Here is a 14,990-nt window from a genome sequence, read left to right on the forward strand (position 1 = left end):
AAGGGGTGATGAAATGGGAAATAGTAAGAATATTATTTGGCATCAGTCAACGGTAAAAAAAACAGATCGCTACCTATTAAATGGGCATAAAAGCTGTGTATTGTGGTTTACAGGTTTATCTGGATCAGGAAAATCTACCTTGGCTAATGCTGTTGATCATGCTTTGTATCAACAAAATATTAGGAGCTATGTTTTGGACGGTGATAATATTCGCCACGGGCTAAATAGTGATTTAAGTTTTGGGATTGAGGACAGGAGAGAAAACATTCGGAGAATCGGGGAAGTGGCAAAACTGTTTGTTGACAGCGGCCTGATTGTTTCTTCTGCATTTATTTCTCCATTTCTTGATGATAGGCAGCTTGTTCGAAATATGTTTGAACCCCGCGAATTTATTGAAATATTTTTGAATTGTCCTATCAATATCTGTGAAGACCGGGACCCAAAAGGTCTATATAAAAAAGCAAGAAAAGGAGAAATCCCTGACTTTACGGGAATATCCTCTCCGTATGAGGTGCCAAATGATCCAGAAATCATGATTGAAACTGATACAATGACACTTGATCAATCAGTTGAAAAAATTATAGCCTATTTAAAGGAAGAGAAGATTCTTTAGGGATCTTCTTATCTTTTTCTCCAATTCGTCGTTAGGAATCTTATTTTTTGTAATTTTAATTCAAAAATAAAATCAATGATATTCGTTGAAAAGAATTGGCAAATAACTGCGAAAATAACAATTTTATAATCAATCACAAGGGCGGTTAATAAAAAAATCAAAAAGTTTATTCCCATCATTACTTTTCCGGGACTCCATTTCTTATAGGAAGCGATCATTAATGCAGGAATGACCATTCCACCGCTGGATGCCCCCGCTCGAATCAATAATCCTACTCCAATACCAAAGAAAACACTTCCACATAGTATATCCACCATGATATGGATATGAAGATGTGGAACTAGGGCTGTTAGAAAAGTTACTGTCGTGGAGGTAATAGCAACCGAAAGAATCGTTCGAATGGTCCAGGTGTATCCAAAATACTTTAAAGCGAAAAGTAGAAAAACAATATTAGATAGCCATAATGAGAAACCAAGAGATAAATGAAACCAGTGATTTACCAAGATCGCAAGTCCTGCTGCCCCGCCGGAAGGGATGGAGTGAGGAAATAAAAACAAGGACATCGACATGCCCTGAAGGGTAGCCCCAAATAAAATGCAGAAATAGGTTAAATAAGTTATTTTCATAGTTTAAAGAAATAAACCATATCAATTGTTTTTTTCAATTCCACATAAATACCTCCTCAGGACTATCACTCCTTGTCCATTTTATGAGAAGAAAAAAAGGAATATGTAGAATGTTTTTTCAACGTGATAATATCAAGATAAAAGATGCTAAATAGATTGGAAAATATTATCTATTGAATGCTACACACTCGGATGTTATTATAAGAAAGTTCCTTCACGAGCGAGTCAAAACGTTATTGATAAAAAATAAATTGTTGACGATGTTTGCAAGGACATGTTATAGTATATTTCCTGTCACTTTTAAAAACTAGTAATCTAGTAGTGATAATGGTAGCAGGAGAAATAGTTTTGTTCTTTGAAAACTAAACAAACAAAGACGTGTAAACAAACAATAACTATTAGCTTCATTTGTTGAAGCTAAGCCAACGTAACAAAATGAGCGAATCAACTTTCTTGGAGAGTTTGATCCTGGCTCAGGACGAACGCTGGCGGCGTGCCTAATACATGCAAGTCGAGCGGATTAATAGGAGCTTGCTCCTGTTGGTTAGCGGCGGACGGGTGAGTAACACGTGGGCAACCTGCCTGTAAGACTGGGATAACACCGGGAAACCGGTGCTAATACCGGATAATCCTTTTCCTCTCATGAGGAAAAGCTGAAAGTCGGTTTCGGCTGACACTTACAGATGGGCCCGCGGCGCATTAGCTAGTTGGTGAGGTAACGGCTCACCAAGGCGACGATGCGTAGCCGACCTGAGAGGGTGATCGGCCACACTGGGACTGAGACACGGCCCAGACTCCTACGGGAGGCAGCAGTAGGGAATCTTCCACAATGGACGAAAGTCTGATGGAGCAACGCCGCGTGAGCGATGAAGGCCTTCGGGTCGTAAAGCTCTGTTGTTAGGGAAGAACAAGTACCGGAGTAACTGCCGGTACCTTGACGGTACCTAACCAGAAAGCCACGGCTAACTACGTGCCAGCAGCCGCGGTAATACGTAGGTGGCAAGCGTTGTCCGGAATTATTGGGCGTAAAGCGCGCGCAGGCGGTCCTTTAAGTCTGATGTGAAAGCCCACGGCTCAACCGTGGAGGGTCATTGGAAACTGGGGGACTTGAGTGCAGAAGAGGAAAGCGGAATTCCACGTGTAGCGGTGAAATGCGTAGAGATGTGGAGGAACACCAGTGGCGAAGGCGGCTTTCTGGTCTGTAACTGACGCTGAGGCGCGAAAGCGTGGGGAGCAAACAGGATTAGATACCCTGGTAGTCCACGCCGTAAACGATGAGTGCTAAGTGTTAGGGGGTTTCCGCCCCTTAGTGCTGCAGCTAACGCATTAAGCACTCCGCCTGGGGAGTACGGCCGCAAGGCTGAAACTCAAAGGAATTGACGGGGGCCCGCACAAGCGGTGGAGCATGTGGTTTAATTCGAAGCAACGCGAAGAACCTTACCAGGTCTTGACATCCTCTGACACTCCTAGAGATAGGTTTTTCCCCTTCGGGGGACAGAGTGACAGGTGGTGCATGGTTGTCGTCAGCTCGTGTCGTGAGATGTTGGGTTAAGTCCCGCAACGAGCGCAACCCTTGATCTTAGTTGCCAGCATTCAGTTGGGCACTCTAAGGTGACTGCCGGTGACAAACCGGAGGAAGGTGGGGATGACGTCAAATCATCATGCCCCTTATGACCTGGGCTACACACGTGCTACAATGGATGGTACAAAGGGCTGCAAGACCGCGAGGTTTAGCCAATCCCATAAAACCATTCTCAGTTCGGATTGCAGGCTGCAACTCGCCTGCATGAAGCCGGAATCGCTAGTAATCGCGGATCAGCATGCCGCGGTGAATACGTTCCCGGGCCTTGTACACACCGCCCGTCACACCACGAGAGTTTGTAACACCCGAAGTCGGTGGGGTAACCGCAAGGAGCCAGCCGCCTAAGGTGGGACAGATGATTGGGGTGAAGTCGTAACAAGGTAGCCGTATCGGAAGGTGCGGCTGGATCACCTCCTTTCTAAGGATAAAGCTGGACCTGTGAGCCAGACAAAACAGTTTGTGACACGATCTTTGTTTGTTTAGTTTTGAGAGTACAATTCTCTCAAAGCTTTTTTTAATCGTTCTTTGAAAACTAGATAATCGTAATGAAGAAGTCAATGTAAGAACCGAGTCAATGCCATTTTAGTTTTCTCTCTTATATAAGTAAGAGAATAACCTTTTAGGTTAAGTTAGAAAGGGCGCACGGTGAATGCCTTGGCACTAGGAGCCGATGAAGGACGGGACTAACACCGATATGCTTCGGGGAGCTGTAAGTAAGCTTTGATCCGGAGATTTCCGAATGGGGGAACCCACTGTTCGTAATGGAACAGTATCTTTACCTGAATACATAGGGTATAGAAGGCATACCCGGGGAACTGAAACATCTAAGTACCCGGAGGAAGAGAAAGCAAACGCGATTCCCTGAGTAGCGGCGAGCGAAACGGGACATAGCCCAAACCAAGAGGCTTGCCTCTTGGGGTTGTAGGACACTCAACATGGAGTTACAAAGGAACGGGGTAGATGAAGCGATCTGGAAAGATCCGTCATAGAAGGTAAAAACCCTGTAGTCGAAACTTCGTTCCCTCCTGAGTGGATCCTGAGTACGGCCGGACACGAGAAATCCGGTCGGAAGCAGGGAGGACCATCTCCCAAGGCTAAATACTCCCTAGTGACCGATAGTGAACCAGTACCGTGAGGGAAAGGTGAAAAGCACCCCGGAAGGGGAGTGAAATAGTTCCTGAAACCGTGTGCCTACAAGTAGTTAGAGCCCGTTAATGGGTGATAGCGTGCCTTTTGTAGAATGAACCGGCGAGTTACGATCCCATGCAAGGTTAAGTTGAAGAGACGGAGCCGCAGCGAAAGCGAGTCTGAATAGGGCGTATGAGTATGTGGTCGTAGACCCGAAACCAGGTGATCTACCCATGTCCAGGGTGAAGTCCAGGTAACACTGGATGGAGGCCCGAACCCACGCACGTTGAAAAGTGCGGGGATGAGGTGTGGGTAGCGGAGAAATTCCAATCGAACTTGGAGATAGCTGGTTCTCTCCGAAATAGCTTTAGGGCTAGCCTCACGTAGTAAGAGTCTTGGAGGTAGAGCACTGTTTGGACTAGGGGCCCTCATCGGGTTACCGAATTCAGACAAACTCCGAATGCCAAAGACTTATCCGTGGGAGTCAGACTGCGAGTGATAAGATCCGTAGTCTAAAGGGAAACAGCCCAGACCACCAGCTAAGGTCCCAAAGTATACGTTAAGTGGAAAAGGATGTGGAGTTGTTTAGACAACCAGGATGTTGGCTTAGAAGCAGCCACCATTTAAAGAGTGCGTAATAGCTCACTGGTCGAATGACTCTGCGCCGAAAATGTACCGGGGCTAAACGTATCACCGAAGCTGTGGATTGACATCTCTGATGTCAGTGGTAGGAGAGCGTTCTAAGGGCGTTGAAGCTAGACCGTAAGGACTGGTGGAGCGCTTAGAAGTGAGAATGCCGGTATGAGTAGCGAAAGATGAGTGAGAATCTCATCCACCGAATGCCTAAGGTTTCCTGAGGAAGGCTCGTCCGCTCAGGGTTAGTCGGGACCTAAGCCGAGGCCGAAAGGCGTAGGCGATGGACAACAGGTTGATATTCCTGTACCACCTCTTTATCGTTTGAGCAATGGGGGGACGCAGGAGGATAGGGTAAGCGCGCTGTTGGATATGCGCGTCTAAGCAGTTAGGCTGAGAAGTAGGCAAATCCGCTTCTCGCGAAGGCTGAGCTGTGATAGCGAGGGAAATTTAGTACCGAAGTTCCTGATTCCACACTGCCAAGAAAAGCCTCTAGCGAGATAAAAGGTGCCCGTACCGCAAACCGACACAGGTAGGCGAGGAGAGAATCCTAAGGTGAGCGAGAGAACTCTCGTTAAGGAACTCGGCAAAATGACCCCGTAACTTCGGGAGAAGGGGTGCTTTTTGAGGTGAATAGCCTCGAAGAGCCGCAGTGAATAGGCCCAGGCGACTGTTTAGCAAAAACACAGGTCTCTGCGAAGCCGCAAGGCGAAGTATAGGGGCTGACGCCTGCCCGGTGCTGGAAGGTTAAGAGGAGGGGTTAGCTCACGCGAAGCTCTGAATCGAAGCCCCAGTAAACGGCGGCCGTAACTATAACGGTCCTAAGGTAGCGAAATTCCTTGTCGGGTAAGTTCCGACCCGCACGAAAGGCGTAACGATCTGGGCACTGTCTCAACGAGAGACTCGGTGAAATTATAGTACCTGTGAAGATGCAGGTTACCCGCGACAGGACGGAAAAGACCCCGTGGAGCTTTACTGTAGCCTGATATTGAATTTTGGTACAGCTTGTACAGGATAGGTAGGAGCCTGAGATACGTGAGCGCTAGCTTGCGTGGAGGCGTCGGTGGGATACTACCCTGGCTGTATTGAAATTCTAACCCGCACCCCTGATCGGGGTGGGAGACAGTGTCAGGTGGGCAGTTTGACTGGGGCGGTCGCCTCCTAAAGAGTAACGGAGGCGCCCAAAGGTTCCCTCAGAATGGTTGGAAATCATTCGCAGAGTGTAAAGGCACAAGGGAGCTTGACTGCGAGACCTACAAGTCGAGCAGGGACGAAAGTCGGGCTTAGTGATCCGGTGGTTCCGCATGGAAGGGCCATCGCTCAACGGATAAAAGCTACCCCGGGGATAACAGGCTTATCTCCCCCAAGAGTCCACATCGACGGGGAGGTTTGGCACCTCGATGTCGGCTCATCGCATCCTGGGGCTGTAGTCGGTCCCAAGGGTTGGGCTGTTCGCCCATTAAAGCGGTACGCGAGCTGGGTTCAGAACGTCGTGAGACAGTTCGGTCCCTATCCGTCGTGGGCGCAGGAAATTTGAGAGGAGCTGTCCTTAGTACGAGAGGACCGGGATGGACGCACCGCTGGTGTACCAGTTGTTCTGCCAAGGGCATCGCTGGGTAGCTACGTGCGGACGGGATAAGTGCTGAAAGCATCTAAGCATGAAGCCCCCCTCAAGATGAGATTTCCCATAGCGCAAGCTAGTAAGAACCCTGAAAGATGATCAGGTTGATAGGTCAGAGGTGGAAGCGTGGTAACATGTGGAGCTGACTGATACTAATCGTTCGAGGACTTAACCAATACGAAAAGCGGAGGCGACTGTTCAACTTCGACAGACGTTGGAGAGCTGGCACTGCAAATCCTGGTTTTGGATTTGGAGGGACAGATTGAAACGGCCGAGAAGTTAGGAGCCGCAGCTGGACAATTTTAAGGCACACTCAGTTTTACAAACTTCTTCTGCATTATCTAGTTTTGAGGGAATGATACCTCAAAAAACAAGTCTGGCAGCAATGGCGAGAAGGTCACACCCGTTCCCATACCGAACACGGAAGTTAAGCTTCTCAGCGCCGATGGTAGTTGGGACACGCGTCCCTGTGAGAGTAGGACGTTGCCAGGCAAATTGAAGACAACCAGTAATGGTTGTCTTTTTGCGTTTCAAAAAATTGTAGGATAGTCAGGTTTGATGTTGAAGGTCTTTAGTGCCCGAAGAGGAGGAAAAAAGCCATAAACGGTAAATAGAGTAAAAGCGTATTGGTAAGTATTACTTCAATTAAGATTGATTAGTTTTCAATAATATAAGCAAAATAAAAGAGGGTTAAAATTAAAAAGGGAGGTTTTTTAGATGTCAAAAGATAAACAGACACCTTCATCAGAAGTTGATCAAAAGAAACTCTTAAACGACAAAGTGGATGCACTTCGGAAAAACAACTTTGAGGATAATCACGTACGGAGAGTTACCCCAAATGGAGCACAAGGACAATAATTAAAGCAAAAGAAAAACGACAGTTTAAACTGTTCAGATTGTCGAGAAAGAGTATTTTTCTCGGCAATTTTTTATTCTCAGCATTTAATTATTCATTGTACCTGCTAATGGGCCTGTTGATTTCCGTTCTAGGCACTTCGCTTTCCGCGGGTGGTCCGGGGAGCCTCCTGATATGAACGAAACTGTCAAGGCCCCCACTCTAAATTAGTATTTGTATTATTTTTGGGCAATTTTAAGAAGAGAAGCTAATTTTGGCTTCTTTTCATTGTTGTCTTATTAGCCTTCTGGCTAGATTATCTCTTTCTTTAGCTTACCAACCTATTCTCATCTCTTAGAATGGCTGTCAAGTGCTCTCCTTGACTGCCATTCTAAGAGATGAGACACTATTTTAAGCTAAAGAAGAAATGATCACATGTCCGCTCCTTATTTATTTGAATAGATGTTAAGAACACGGCACGAAAGCAAAAATCTCTACTGCGGTTAGCATTCTGATATTCGTGGGTTTTCACATTTTATCTTTCCGTTTAAAGGACTTTTCCACTAACTCGGCGCGTGCGTTAACCCTTATAAGGTATAGCACAGAGGAGGCACGTGGATTTTCCTTTCCGGTATTACTCTTTGCCTTCGAGCCCTATTCTCATCTTCTATTTTTAAATCAATATAAAAGCATTTTATTTTCAATATTTACAATCAAATTTTGGAAGTATCATTTATCTCTTGCGTAATAGCCCAAATAAAACCTGCCAACTCTCTTGCTACTGCAGTGATTGCTTTACCACCTGTTTTTCCTCTGGATAGTAGTTGAAAATATCTTTTATGAAGCCTATTTTGAGCTTTCCAGGATATACCTTGAACTATTGGAGATAAGCCGTCTTGCCGTCTCTTTAATTCACCTTTAACTGAAGGTTGATATCGATAACTCCAAGCAGACTCAATTAATAGACGGCGAACATGGCGATTTCCAGTTTTAGTAATTTCTCCTTGTCTCCTTTTCTCACCACTAGAGGATTCGCTCGGTACTAAACCAACATAAGCCATAAATTGTTTCGGGGTTGGAAAACGTTTAAAAGAACCAATTTCTGCGACAAGACTAGTCGCAGTTATAAGCGCAACACCTCTTAATGCTTGTAAGGCTTGAATCATTGGAGCATGAACACCTTCGGCTGCTTGTAATTTTATTTCCTCTTCGAGTCTTAGAATTCGTTGTTCTAACTCTTTTAATTGATGATAATATTCCTGAAAAACCACTCGTAAAGATGAGTTTTCAAATTTTAATACATTTAGCCATTCACGATACTTTTTAGTCCATTTATTAACTCCAGCTGGTGGGTGAAGATTATTACGTAATAAAAATTTAGATAAACGATGCTTAGCTCTTAGTTCATCTTCTTTTGCGTCTTCACGTGCTCTTACTAAATCACGGAGAGCTTCATCTTCCGTATCAGGAACATAAATAGGTGTTAATTCACCTGCTCGATATAACTGAGCAAGTCGGATAGAATCCCTACGATCTGTCTTGATACGCTCACCTGGTCTTTTAGGTATTAAGGATGGAGCTATCACATCGCAATGAACTCCCAAAGTAAGTAATAGTCTAAATAGTGGGTACCCAGTTGGACCTGCTTCATAACACACTCGAAGAGTGTTAGGTTCTCCAAGTTTTTTTATTAATTTCCTAATTGCTTCAGGTGTATGAGGAATCATTCCAAAGTATCTAGGCTCTCCGCGGCCCTCTTCAGCAATAGCTACAGCAATTTTTTCCTTTGATACGTCTAAACCTACAAATTTTATGGCATCCTGCATAATGACTAGCTCCTTTCGTAATGTAGCTCTAATTTGGTTTTTTGTTTTTCAACATTAAACATTCTTACCAAATTAACCTACGAATTTACGAGTAAGGAGCTAGTTTCGTTCATGATAACTCGGCGCTAGCGCCTGCGGGGTCTCCCTAGCCCCGTGGTAAGGAGAGCCTGTTCGCTTGCTTTCTCAATCCCCGTAACCGGCAATAGCGAAGCTCGTGCAGCTCTTTTGAGTCTGCGAAGCTTCGCTCAATTTTTTCCTTTCTAAATTTATAAAGCATTTTTCCAGATTTAGATAAGCGATTTTCCCTTATTACAAAACATTTCCTGCTTATTTTCACGAGACATAAATCCACATTCGGGATCAGTGGTACTAACCCGAATTTCTTTAGTTTCCTTCATTTCCTTTAACTGCTTTTTTCCGTGAGCTAATCTGTCCTCTTCTACGGCTTTATTCAATTCATCAAAATATTCACGAGTCTCTACTTCAATTTCTTGTTTTGTGAATTTATGTTTATTAGCGTTAGCCTTTAAATGAGTAGAATCCGAAAATAAGACAAGACCACCTACCATTTTGTGATTCATTGCCTGGAGAACAATCTCATCAAATATCCTGAAAGATATCGGTACCTTTAAAACGATGTTGGCGATTCCAACTAATCGTCGAGTGGTGTGGAACAGGATCCTTAAATTTCAGGCCTAAAAACCAGCGGTAGGCAACATTCATTTCAATTTCTCTTTGTAATTGTCGCTCGGATCGGATGCCATAAATATAACCAATAAACATCATTTTAAATTTGCGTGGAAGGCACGCAGACTCCTGCGGGAGTACGGAGCAGGGGAGACCCCGCAGGCGCTTCAGCGCCGAGGAGGCTCCCCGGCACGCCCGCGGAAAGCGAAGTGCCTGGAGCGCAAATCAACAGACATGTTGCAAAGCCTATATATTAATAATATTATAATAAATTAACGCGGTGAATGGTTAAAGTTATTGTAGAAAATAAGAGGCTGTCGAAAGTTTCTCGACAGCCTGATGACGTGTGATTTCACACGTCTTTTCTTTTGTTATTTCTTATTTATTTTAGAAAGGGGAACCTTTTGAAACTCTTATTTGGGTATATTTATATGAATTTATTAATAAGAATAGAACGAATGAAGTATTTACTGGGGGGTTTTTGAATGAATGGGGATGAAAACTTACAACATCCTGATACAGGTGTTACATCCGGAATGTTTGTTGAGCGATCGTTAAATGAAATACGTTTTTGGTCTAGGATCATGAAAGAGCATTCTTTATTTCTTCGATTAGGTTTTAGAGCAGAGGATACTCAACTAATCCAAGAGGCTAATCAATTTTATCAATTGTTTGAACGTATCGAACAAACTGCACATTCCACTTCCAATCAAGCTGATCCTGAACAAATAAGAAGATTTAATTCGGAAGTACAACAAGCTGCAACCAATATTTTTGTATATAAACGAAAAGTACTTGGATTAATACTTACTTGTAAATTGCCGGGGGCAAATAATTTTCCACTGCTAGTTGATCATATAAGTAGAGAAGCTAATTATTTTAGAAAACGATTAATAGAATTAAATGAAGGTAAATTAAAACCCCTTCCTGATGCCATCATAAAAGAAAATGTCTTCTTCCTAAGAATTATGGCAGACCATGCTAAATTTATAGGTCATCTACTGGATCCATCTGAAAGGAAGTTAATTGATATTGCCCAAAATTTCAGCAATGACTTTGATCAATTGATGTATCAAGCAAGAGACTTAGAATCTATGAAACCACAATCTCAAACCGTTCCTCTTTTAGATCAATTCCTGGATCAGAATCGTGTGTCGGTCTCCTCTCTACGTGACTTCAAGAAAACGGCACGTGATTTAATTGAGCAATGTAAAATAAAGAGTATCATCCATCCACTATTAGCAGACCATGTTTTTCGTGAGGCTGATAGATTTCTTGAAATTATTGATATGTTTGATGCGCATCTTACAAGCGGTACCCCACAACCTAGATTTTAGAAGATTGAAGAAGGCATCCTATGCAAAAAAGCAGATAAATTGAAAAGGCTATTCTAGGATCCCCGTTAGGTTCAAGAATAGCCTTCTTCAGGTTCTGCTTCTTTTTCTTACTATTTAGTAGCTGTCCATAAAAAATTATCTCTAATTTTTAATTGAGGCTTCTTTTGGCGACCAGGTTTTTCGCCATGACATTTGTGCAATAAGCAGCACGATTAAGGCCGTGATTCCAACCCCTGTATAAACGATAAATCCAGATCCGTACGTTCCGGTAATTTCCTTAAGTGATCCAAGTATATTTGGTACAAAAAATCCGCCAACCCCGCCTGCTGCTCCGACAATCCCGGTAATCATCCCAATTTCTTCTTGAAAGCGCTGTGGAACTAATTGAAAGACCGCTCCATTACCCATTCCCAGGCAGAGCATTCCGAAAAACAATAAGGTTGTTACAATTGCCAAAGATGGAAGCTGGCTTACGCCGAACATACTGAGCGCGACCCCGATAAATAAAAAGGTCAGAAGGCGTACGCCGCCGATTTTATCGGCTATGAAACCACCAACAGGACGGAAAAAGCTTCCTGCAGCCACGCAAAGAGTGACAAAATCGCCTGCTCTTACTTTTGATAAATCGTATTGATCCACAAAAAAGATGCTTAAGAAACTGGACAAACCGACAAATCCTCCGAAGGTGACACTATAAAGCAAACAAAAAAACCATGTGTCTTTTTGTTTAAATACTTTTAAATATTCAACCACCGGTTTTGCAGCTGGTTGTGAAGGTGCATCCTTTGCAAGAAGAATATACAAGATAAATACAATCATAAGAGGAATAATAGCTAATCCCATTACATTATGCCAGCCAATATTTTCTGCAAGACGCGGGCCAAATAATGTAGCAAAAAGTGTTCCGCTGTTTCCAGCTCCTGCAATTCCCATTGCAAGTCCTTGTAAATGCGGCGGGTACCATCTGCTTGCCATAGGTATAGCTGCTGCAAAACTTGCTCCTGCTACTCCGAGTAGAATTCCTATCAAGTAAAGTTCGGTTAACGTCTGTCCGAATAACCAGCCCCAAGCAAGCGGGATGATGGTTACGAGCATTCCGCTTATTGCTGTTTTTCGCGGACCAATACGATCCGTCATAACTCCAAGGATGAGCCGGAAAAACGATCCGCTTAGGATTGGAACAGCTACGATGAAACCCTTCTGAGCGGGAGATAGTCCAAAATCCTTTGTTATATAAACCCCTAGTGCCCCCAAAATCACCCAAATCATGAAACTAACATCAAAATATAAAAATGACGCTGCTAATGATGGCGCATGCCCGCTTTTTTTTAAATCTGATAACCTCATATTGTTGTTCTCCCTTCTATTTGTATCATAGTTAACTACCAAAATACATTTTTACTTTTATTACCATTCAAAACAGCTATCTTTTGAAAACATGACCCTTACTAGTAAAACCAAGAATGAAAATAAACCGATATTGTTTTTCATCACTTTCCCTCCTTAACATTGTTGGTATTTGTGTTTCCCTTGCTTTGTTAAACAATAACGTATTGAAACAGGAGATGTCTCATAGCGTGTAAGGAACTCTAACACGAAACTTATTGTGTTAGAAAATGTTACACACTGAATTTCTTTTGATGAGTTTTATGGAATAATAGGGGATATTTATGGTTTCAGTTACCCAAATATCGAACATACGGAGGCTTTTAGAATGGATAAGCAAAAACTCGTACTGATAGGTAATGGAATGGCAGGGGTGCGGAGCATTGAGGAGATTTTAAAGCATTCACCTCATTCCTTTGAGATTACGATTTTCGGAAGCGAACCACACCCTAACTATAATCGGATCCAATTATCGGCCGTCTTGCAGGGTGGTACATCGTTTAAAGATATTACAATCAATGATCGTGATTGGTATAACCAACAGAACATCAAACTGTTTACTGGAGAAACGGTGATAAAAATTGATACGGAAGAACAACTTGTTAAGACGGATAAAAATCAGGAGGTTCCTTATGACCGACTAATAATCGCAACAGGCTCTATTCCATTTCAGCTGCCGCTGCCAGGTGTTGATAAAGAAGGAGTCATCACATTTCGAACCATGGAAGATTGTCAGAAAATGATTGAAACAGCGAAGCATTATAAAAAAGCTGTAGTGATTGGAGGTGGAGTCTTAGGTTTAGAAGCTGCCAAAGGTCTACTCAATCTTGATATGGAAGTAACCGTGGTGCATAATTGCCTAAATTTAATGGAAAGACAACTGGATGAAACCGCAGCGAAACTGTTGCAAACAGAGTTAGAAAAGCAAGGATTTCATTTTCTTTTTGAAAAAGAAACAAAGGAGATCTTGGGAAGCAAACGCGTGGAAGGAGTGTCATTTAAGGACGGTACCGAAGCAGAAGCTGATTTGGTTGTAATGGCAGTAGGGGTAAGACCCAATATACAGTTAGCAAAGGAAAGCGGAATCGAAACTAACCGAGCCATCCTCGTTAATGATTATATGGAAACGAATATACCGAATATTTACGCTGTTGGTGAATGTGTGGAGCATCGAGGAATTGTCTATGGATTGGTGAAACCTCTTTATGACCAAGGGAAGATTTTAGCCAAACGTATTTGCGGCTTGGAATCTAAAGGATACGAAGGAACTATTCTTTCCACTCAATTAAAAATATCGGGTGTGGATGTGTTTTCAGTTGGTCAGTTTGCCTCTGATGAAAGTCTTAAATTAATTGAAATTTATGATGAGTTAGATGGTACTTATAAAAAGCTTGTCTTTGAAGATTCTAAAATAGTTGGCGCCGTTTTATTTGGTGATACAAGGGATCGTACAAGATTGCTAGATATGATCACGAAAAAACAAGATGTGGCGGACGTAGAGAAAGTTACTTTGTTTCAATCTTCAAGTGGTGGCGGAGATTCCATCGCTTCTATGGCACATAGTGAAATGATCTGCAATTGTAACGGAGTGCCGAAAGGGGCCATTATTGAAGCGGTTCTAAAAAATGGTTTAACTACCGTGGAACAAGTAAAAAAGTGCACCAAGGCATCCAGCTCGTGCGGCGGCTGTAAACCGTTAGTATCTGATCTTCTTTCCTATATCCAGAGCGATGAATTTGATGAGGTCATTGAACAAAAATCGATGTGCCCTTGCACATCATTAACAGAGGATGAAGTGGTTTATGAGATGCAATTGCAAAGCTGCACTACGGTACAAGAAGTAATGGATGTGCTTGATTGGGAAAATAAGGAAGGGTGTTCTACCTGTCGTCCTGCCTTAGCCTATTATTTAGGAATGATCTATCCTGAGTATGAGAGCCGACAGGAATCACTTTTTGTATCCGAACAAATGAATGCAATTGTTCAACATGATGGTACTTACACCGTTGTCCCACAGATGTACGGCGGAAAAACGACAGCAGAGCAATTGCGAACAATTGCCGATGTTGCGGAGAAATATAACATCTCAAATGTTGCGGTAACTAGTGAACAAAGAATTCATTTGATGGGGGTAAAGAAAGAGGACCTGGCAGATGTTTGGGCTGATTTGAACATGGATGTTAGTTCCACTTATGGAAATATGGTTCAAAATATTAAAACAAGTATCGGCGAGCATATTTGCCAATGTGACAAGCAATCATCGATTCAACTGGCTGTCAGTCTTGAAAAAAAATTGGAATTTCTCACCACACCCTACCGTGTCAAAATGGGCATATCTGCTTGTATGCATAATGGTGCAGGTTCGACTACGAAAGATATCGGAGTGATTGGAACTGGCCTTGGCTGGGAAATTTATGTCGGTGGCAGCAGTGGACGTAATGTACGCGCAGGCGAGTTATTATGCCTTGAATCATTGAATCATGATGTGATCGAAATTATTTGTGCCTTTATTCAATATTACCGTGAAACGGCCAATTTCCTTGAACGTACATGGCAATGGATCGAAAGAGTTGGTTTAGTGCATGTGCGCGAAATTCTGTTTGACTTAGAACATCGCCAGCAATTATTGCTGCGGTTAGAGAAAGATCGTTTCTTACGCAAAAAGCTTTTAGTAAAAAGTTCTAGGTCATCAACCGTCCTGTAAGGAACGTTCGTT

The 14,990-nt window shown here is 43.0% G+C and carries 8 protein-coding genes, 3 rRNA genes and 1 pseudogene; 7 read left to right on the forward strand and 5 right to left on the reverse strand.

Annotated elements, in window-relative coordinates:
• Window positions 1-13: 13 nt before the first annotated feature.
• Window positions 14-613: an adenylyl-sulfate kinase gene (gene cysC / locus QF028_RS09950; protein ID WP_410889794.1), complete on the forward strand. Its 600-nt coding sequence runs from the start codon at window positions 14-16 to the stop codon at window positions 611-613.
• An 8-nt stretch (window positions 614-621) separates the two neighbouring features.
• On the opposite strand, the gene QF028_RS09955 is transcribed toward cysC, so the two are convergent.
• Window positions 622-1,239 carry a YitT family protein gene (locus tag QF028_RS09955; RefSeq protein ID WP_429465058.1) on the reverse strand — a complete coding sequence of 206 codons (618 nt, stop codon included), beginning with the start codon at window positions 1,237-1,239 and terminating at the stop codon, window positions 622-624.
• Between the two features lie 450 nt (window positions 1,240-1,689).
• On the opposite strand from QF028_RS09955, the gene QF028_RS09960 reads away from it, so the two are divergent.
• From QF028_RS09960 to QF028_RS09975, 4 genes are all read left to right on the forward strand, one after another.
• Window positions 1,690-3,239 (forward strand): 16S ribosomal RNA (locus QF028_RS09960).
• Between the two features lie 204 nt (window positions 3,240-3,443).
• Window positions 3,444-6,379 (forward strand): 23S ribosomal RNA (locus QF028_RS09965).
• A 199-nt stretch (window positions 6,380-6,578) separates the two neighbouring features.
• Window positions 6,579-6,695: ribosomal RNA gene (gene rrf, locus QF028_RS09970) — 5S ribosomal RNA — on the forward strand.
• Together the 16S, 23S and 5S rRNA genes form the textbook arrangement of a ribosomal RNA operon.
• Before the next feature lie 225 nt (window positions 6,696-6,920).
• Window positions 6,921-7,061, forward strand: coding sequence for a hypothetical protein (locus tag QF028_RS09975; protein ID WP_410889010.1), 141 nt, complete (start codon window positions 6,921-6,923; stop codon window positions 7,059-7,061).
• Window positions 7,062-7,751: 690 nt separating this feature from the next.
• Here the strand turns inward: QF028_RS09975 and QF028_RS09980 are convergent.
• The 3 genes and pseudogenes from QF028_RS09980 to QF028_RS09990 all read right to left on the reverse strand — a co-directional run.
• Complete coding sequence (locus QF028_RS09980) at window positions 7,752-8,864, reverse strand: IS110 family transposase (RefSeq protein WP_429465059.1); 1,113 nt, start codon at window positions 8,862-8,864, stop codon at window positions 7,752-7,754.
• Between the two features lie 145 nt (window positions 8,865-9,009).
• Window positions 9,010-9,141: a transposase gene (locus QF028_RS09985; protein WP_429465060.1), complete on the reverse strand. Its 132-nt coding sequence runs from the start codon at window positions 9,139-9,141 to the stop codon at window positions 9,010-9,012.
• A gap of 37 nt (window positions 9,142-9,178) precedes the next feature.
• Window positions 9,179-9,656: pseudogene (locus tag QF028_RS09990) on the reverse strand (transposase); the annotation flags it as partial.
• A 380-nt stretch (window positions 9,657-10,036) separates the two neighbouring features.
• Here QF028_RS09990 and QF028_RS09995 point away from each other — a divergent pair.
• Window positions 10,037-10,888, forward strand: a complete 852-nt coding sequence (locus tag QF028_RS09995; protein ID WP_410889009.1) for a DUF2935 domain-containing protein — start codon at window positions 10,037-10,039, stop codon at window positions 10,886-10,888.
• Window positions 10,889-11,029: 141 nt separating this feature from the next.
• Here the strand turns inward: QF028_RS09995 and QF028_RS10000 are convergent, their stop codons facing one another.
• The gene (locus tag QF028_RS10000; RefSeq protein WP_429465061.1) at window positions 11,030-12,235 is read right to left on the reverse strand and encodes an MFS transporter; all 1,206 of its coding nucleotides are present in this window, start codon (window positions 12,233-12,235) and stop codon (window positions 11,030-11,032) included.
• A 367-nt stretch (window positions 12,236-12,602) separates the two neighbouring features.
• On the opposite strand from QF028_RS10000, the gene nirB reads away from it, so the two are divergent.
• Window positions 12,603-14,978 (forward strand): nitrite reductase large subunit NirB, encoded by a 2,376-nt coding sequence (gene nirB / locus QF028_RS10005; RefSeq protein ID WP_429465062.1) that lies wholly within the window; start codon window positions 12,603-12,605, stop codon window positions 14,976-14,978.
• The last annotated feature ends 12 nt before the right edge of the window (window positions 14,979-14,990 follow it).

It is taken from the genome of Neobacillus sp. B4I6 (assembly GCF_050434045.1).
Classification (GTDB): Bacteria; Bacillota; Bacilli; order Bacillales; family Cytobacillaceae; genus Neobacillus.

What these genes read in the sequence shown, in the direction of transcription:
- QF028_RS09955 (WP_429465058.1), bottom strand. Translation starts at nt 1,239, where the DNA reads ATGAAAATAACTTATTTAACCTATTTCTGCATTTTATTTGGGGCTACC.
- QF028_RS09975 (WP_410889010.1), top strand. Translation starts at nt 6,921, where the DNA reads ATGTCAAAAGATAAACAGACACCTTCATCAGAAGTTGATCAAAAGAAA.
- nirB (WP_429465062.1), top strand. Translation starts at nt 12,603, where the DNA reads ATGGATAAGCAAAAACTCGTACTGATAGGTAATGGAATGGCAGGGGTG.
- cysC (WP_410889794.1), top strand. Translation starts at nt 14, where the DNA reads ATGGGAAATAGTAAGAATATTATTTGGCATCAGTCAACGGTAAAAAAA.
- QF028_RS09995 (WP_410889009.1), top strand. Translation starts at nt 10,037, where the DNA reads ATGAATGGGGATGAAAACTTACAACATCCTGATACAGGTGTTACATCC.
- QF028_RS09980 (WP_429465059.1), bottom strand. Translation starts at nt 8,864, where the DNA reads ATGCAGGATGCCATAAAATTTGTAGGTTTAGACGTATCAAAGGAAAAA.
- QF028_RS10000 (WP_429465061.1), bottom strand. Translation starts at nt 12,235, where the DNA reads ATGAGGTTATCAGATTTAAAAAAAAGCGGGCATGCGCCATCATTAGCA.
- QF028_RS09985 (WP_429465060.1), bottom strand. Translation starts at nt 9,141, where the DNA reads ATGCTTTATAAATTTAGAAAGGAAAAAATTGAGCGAAGCTTCGCAGAC.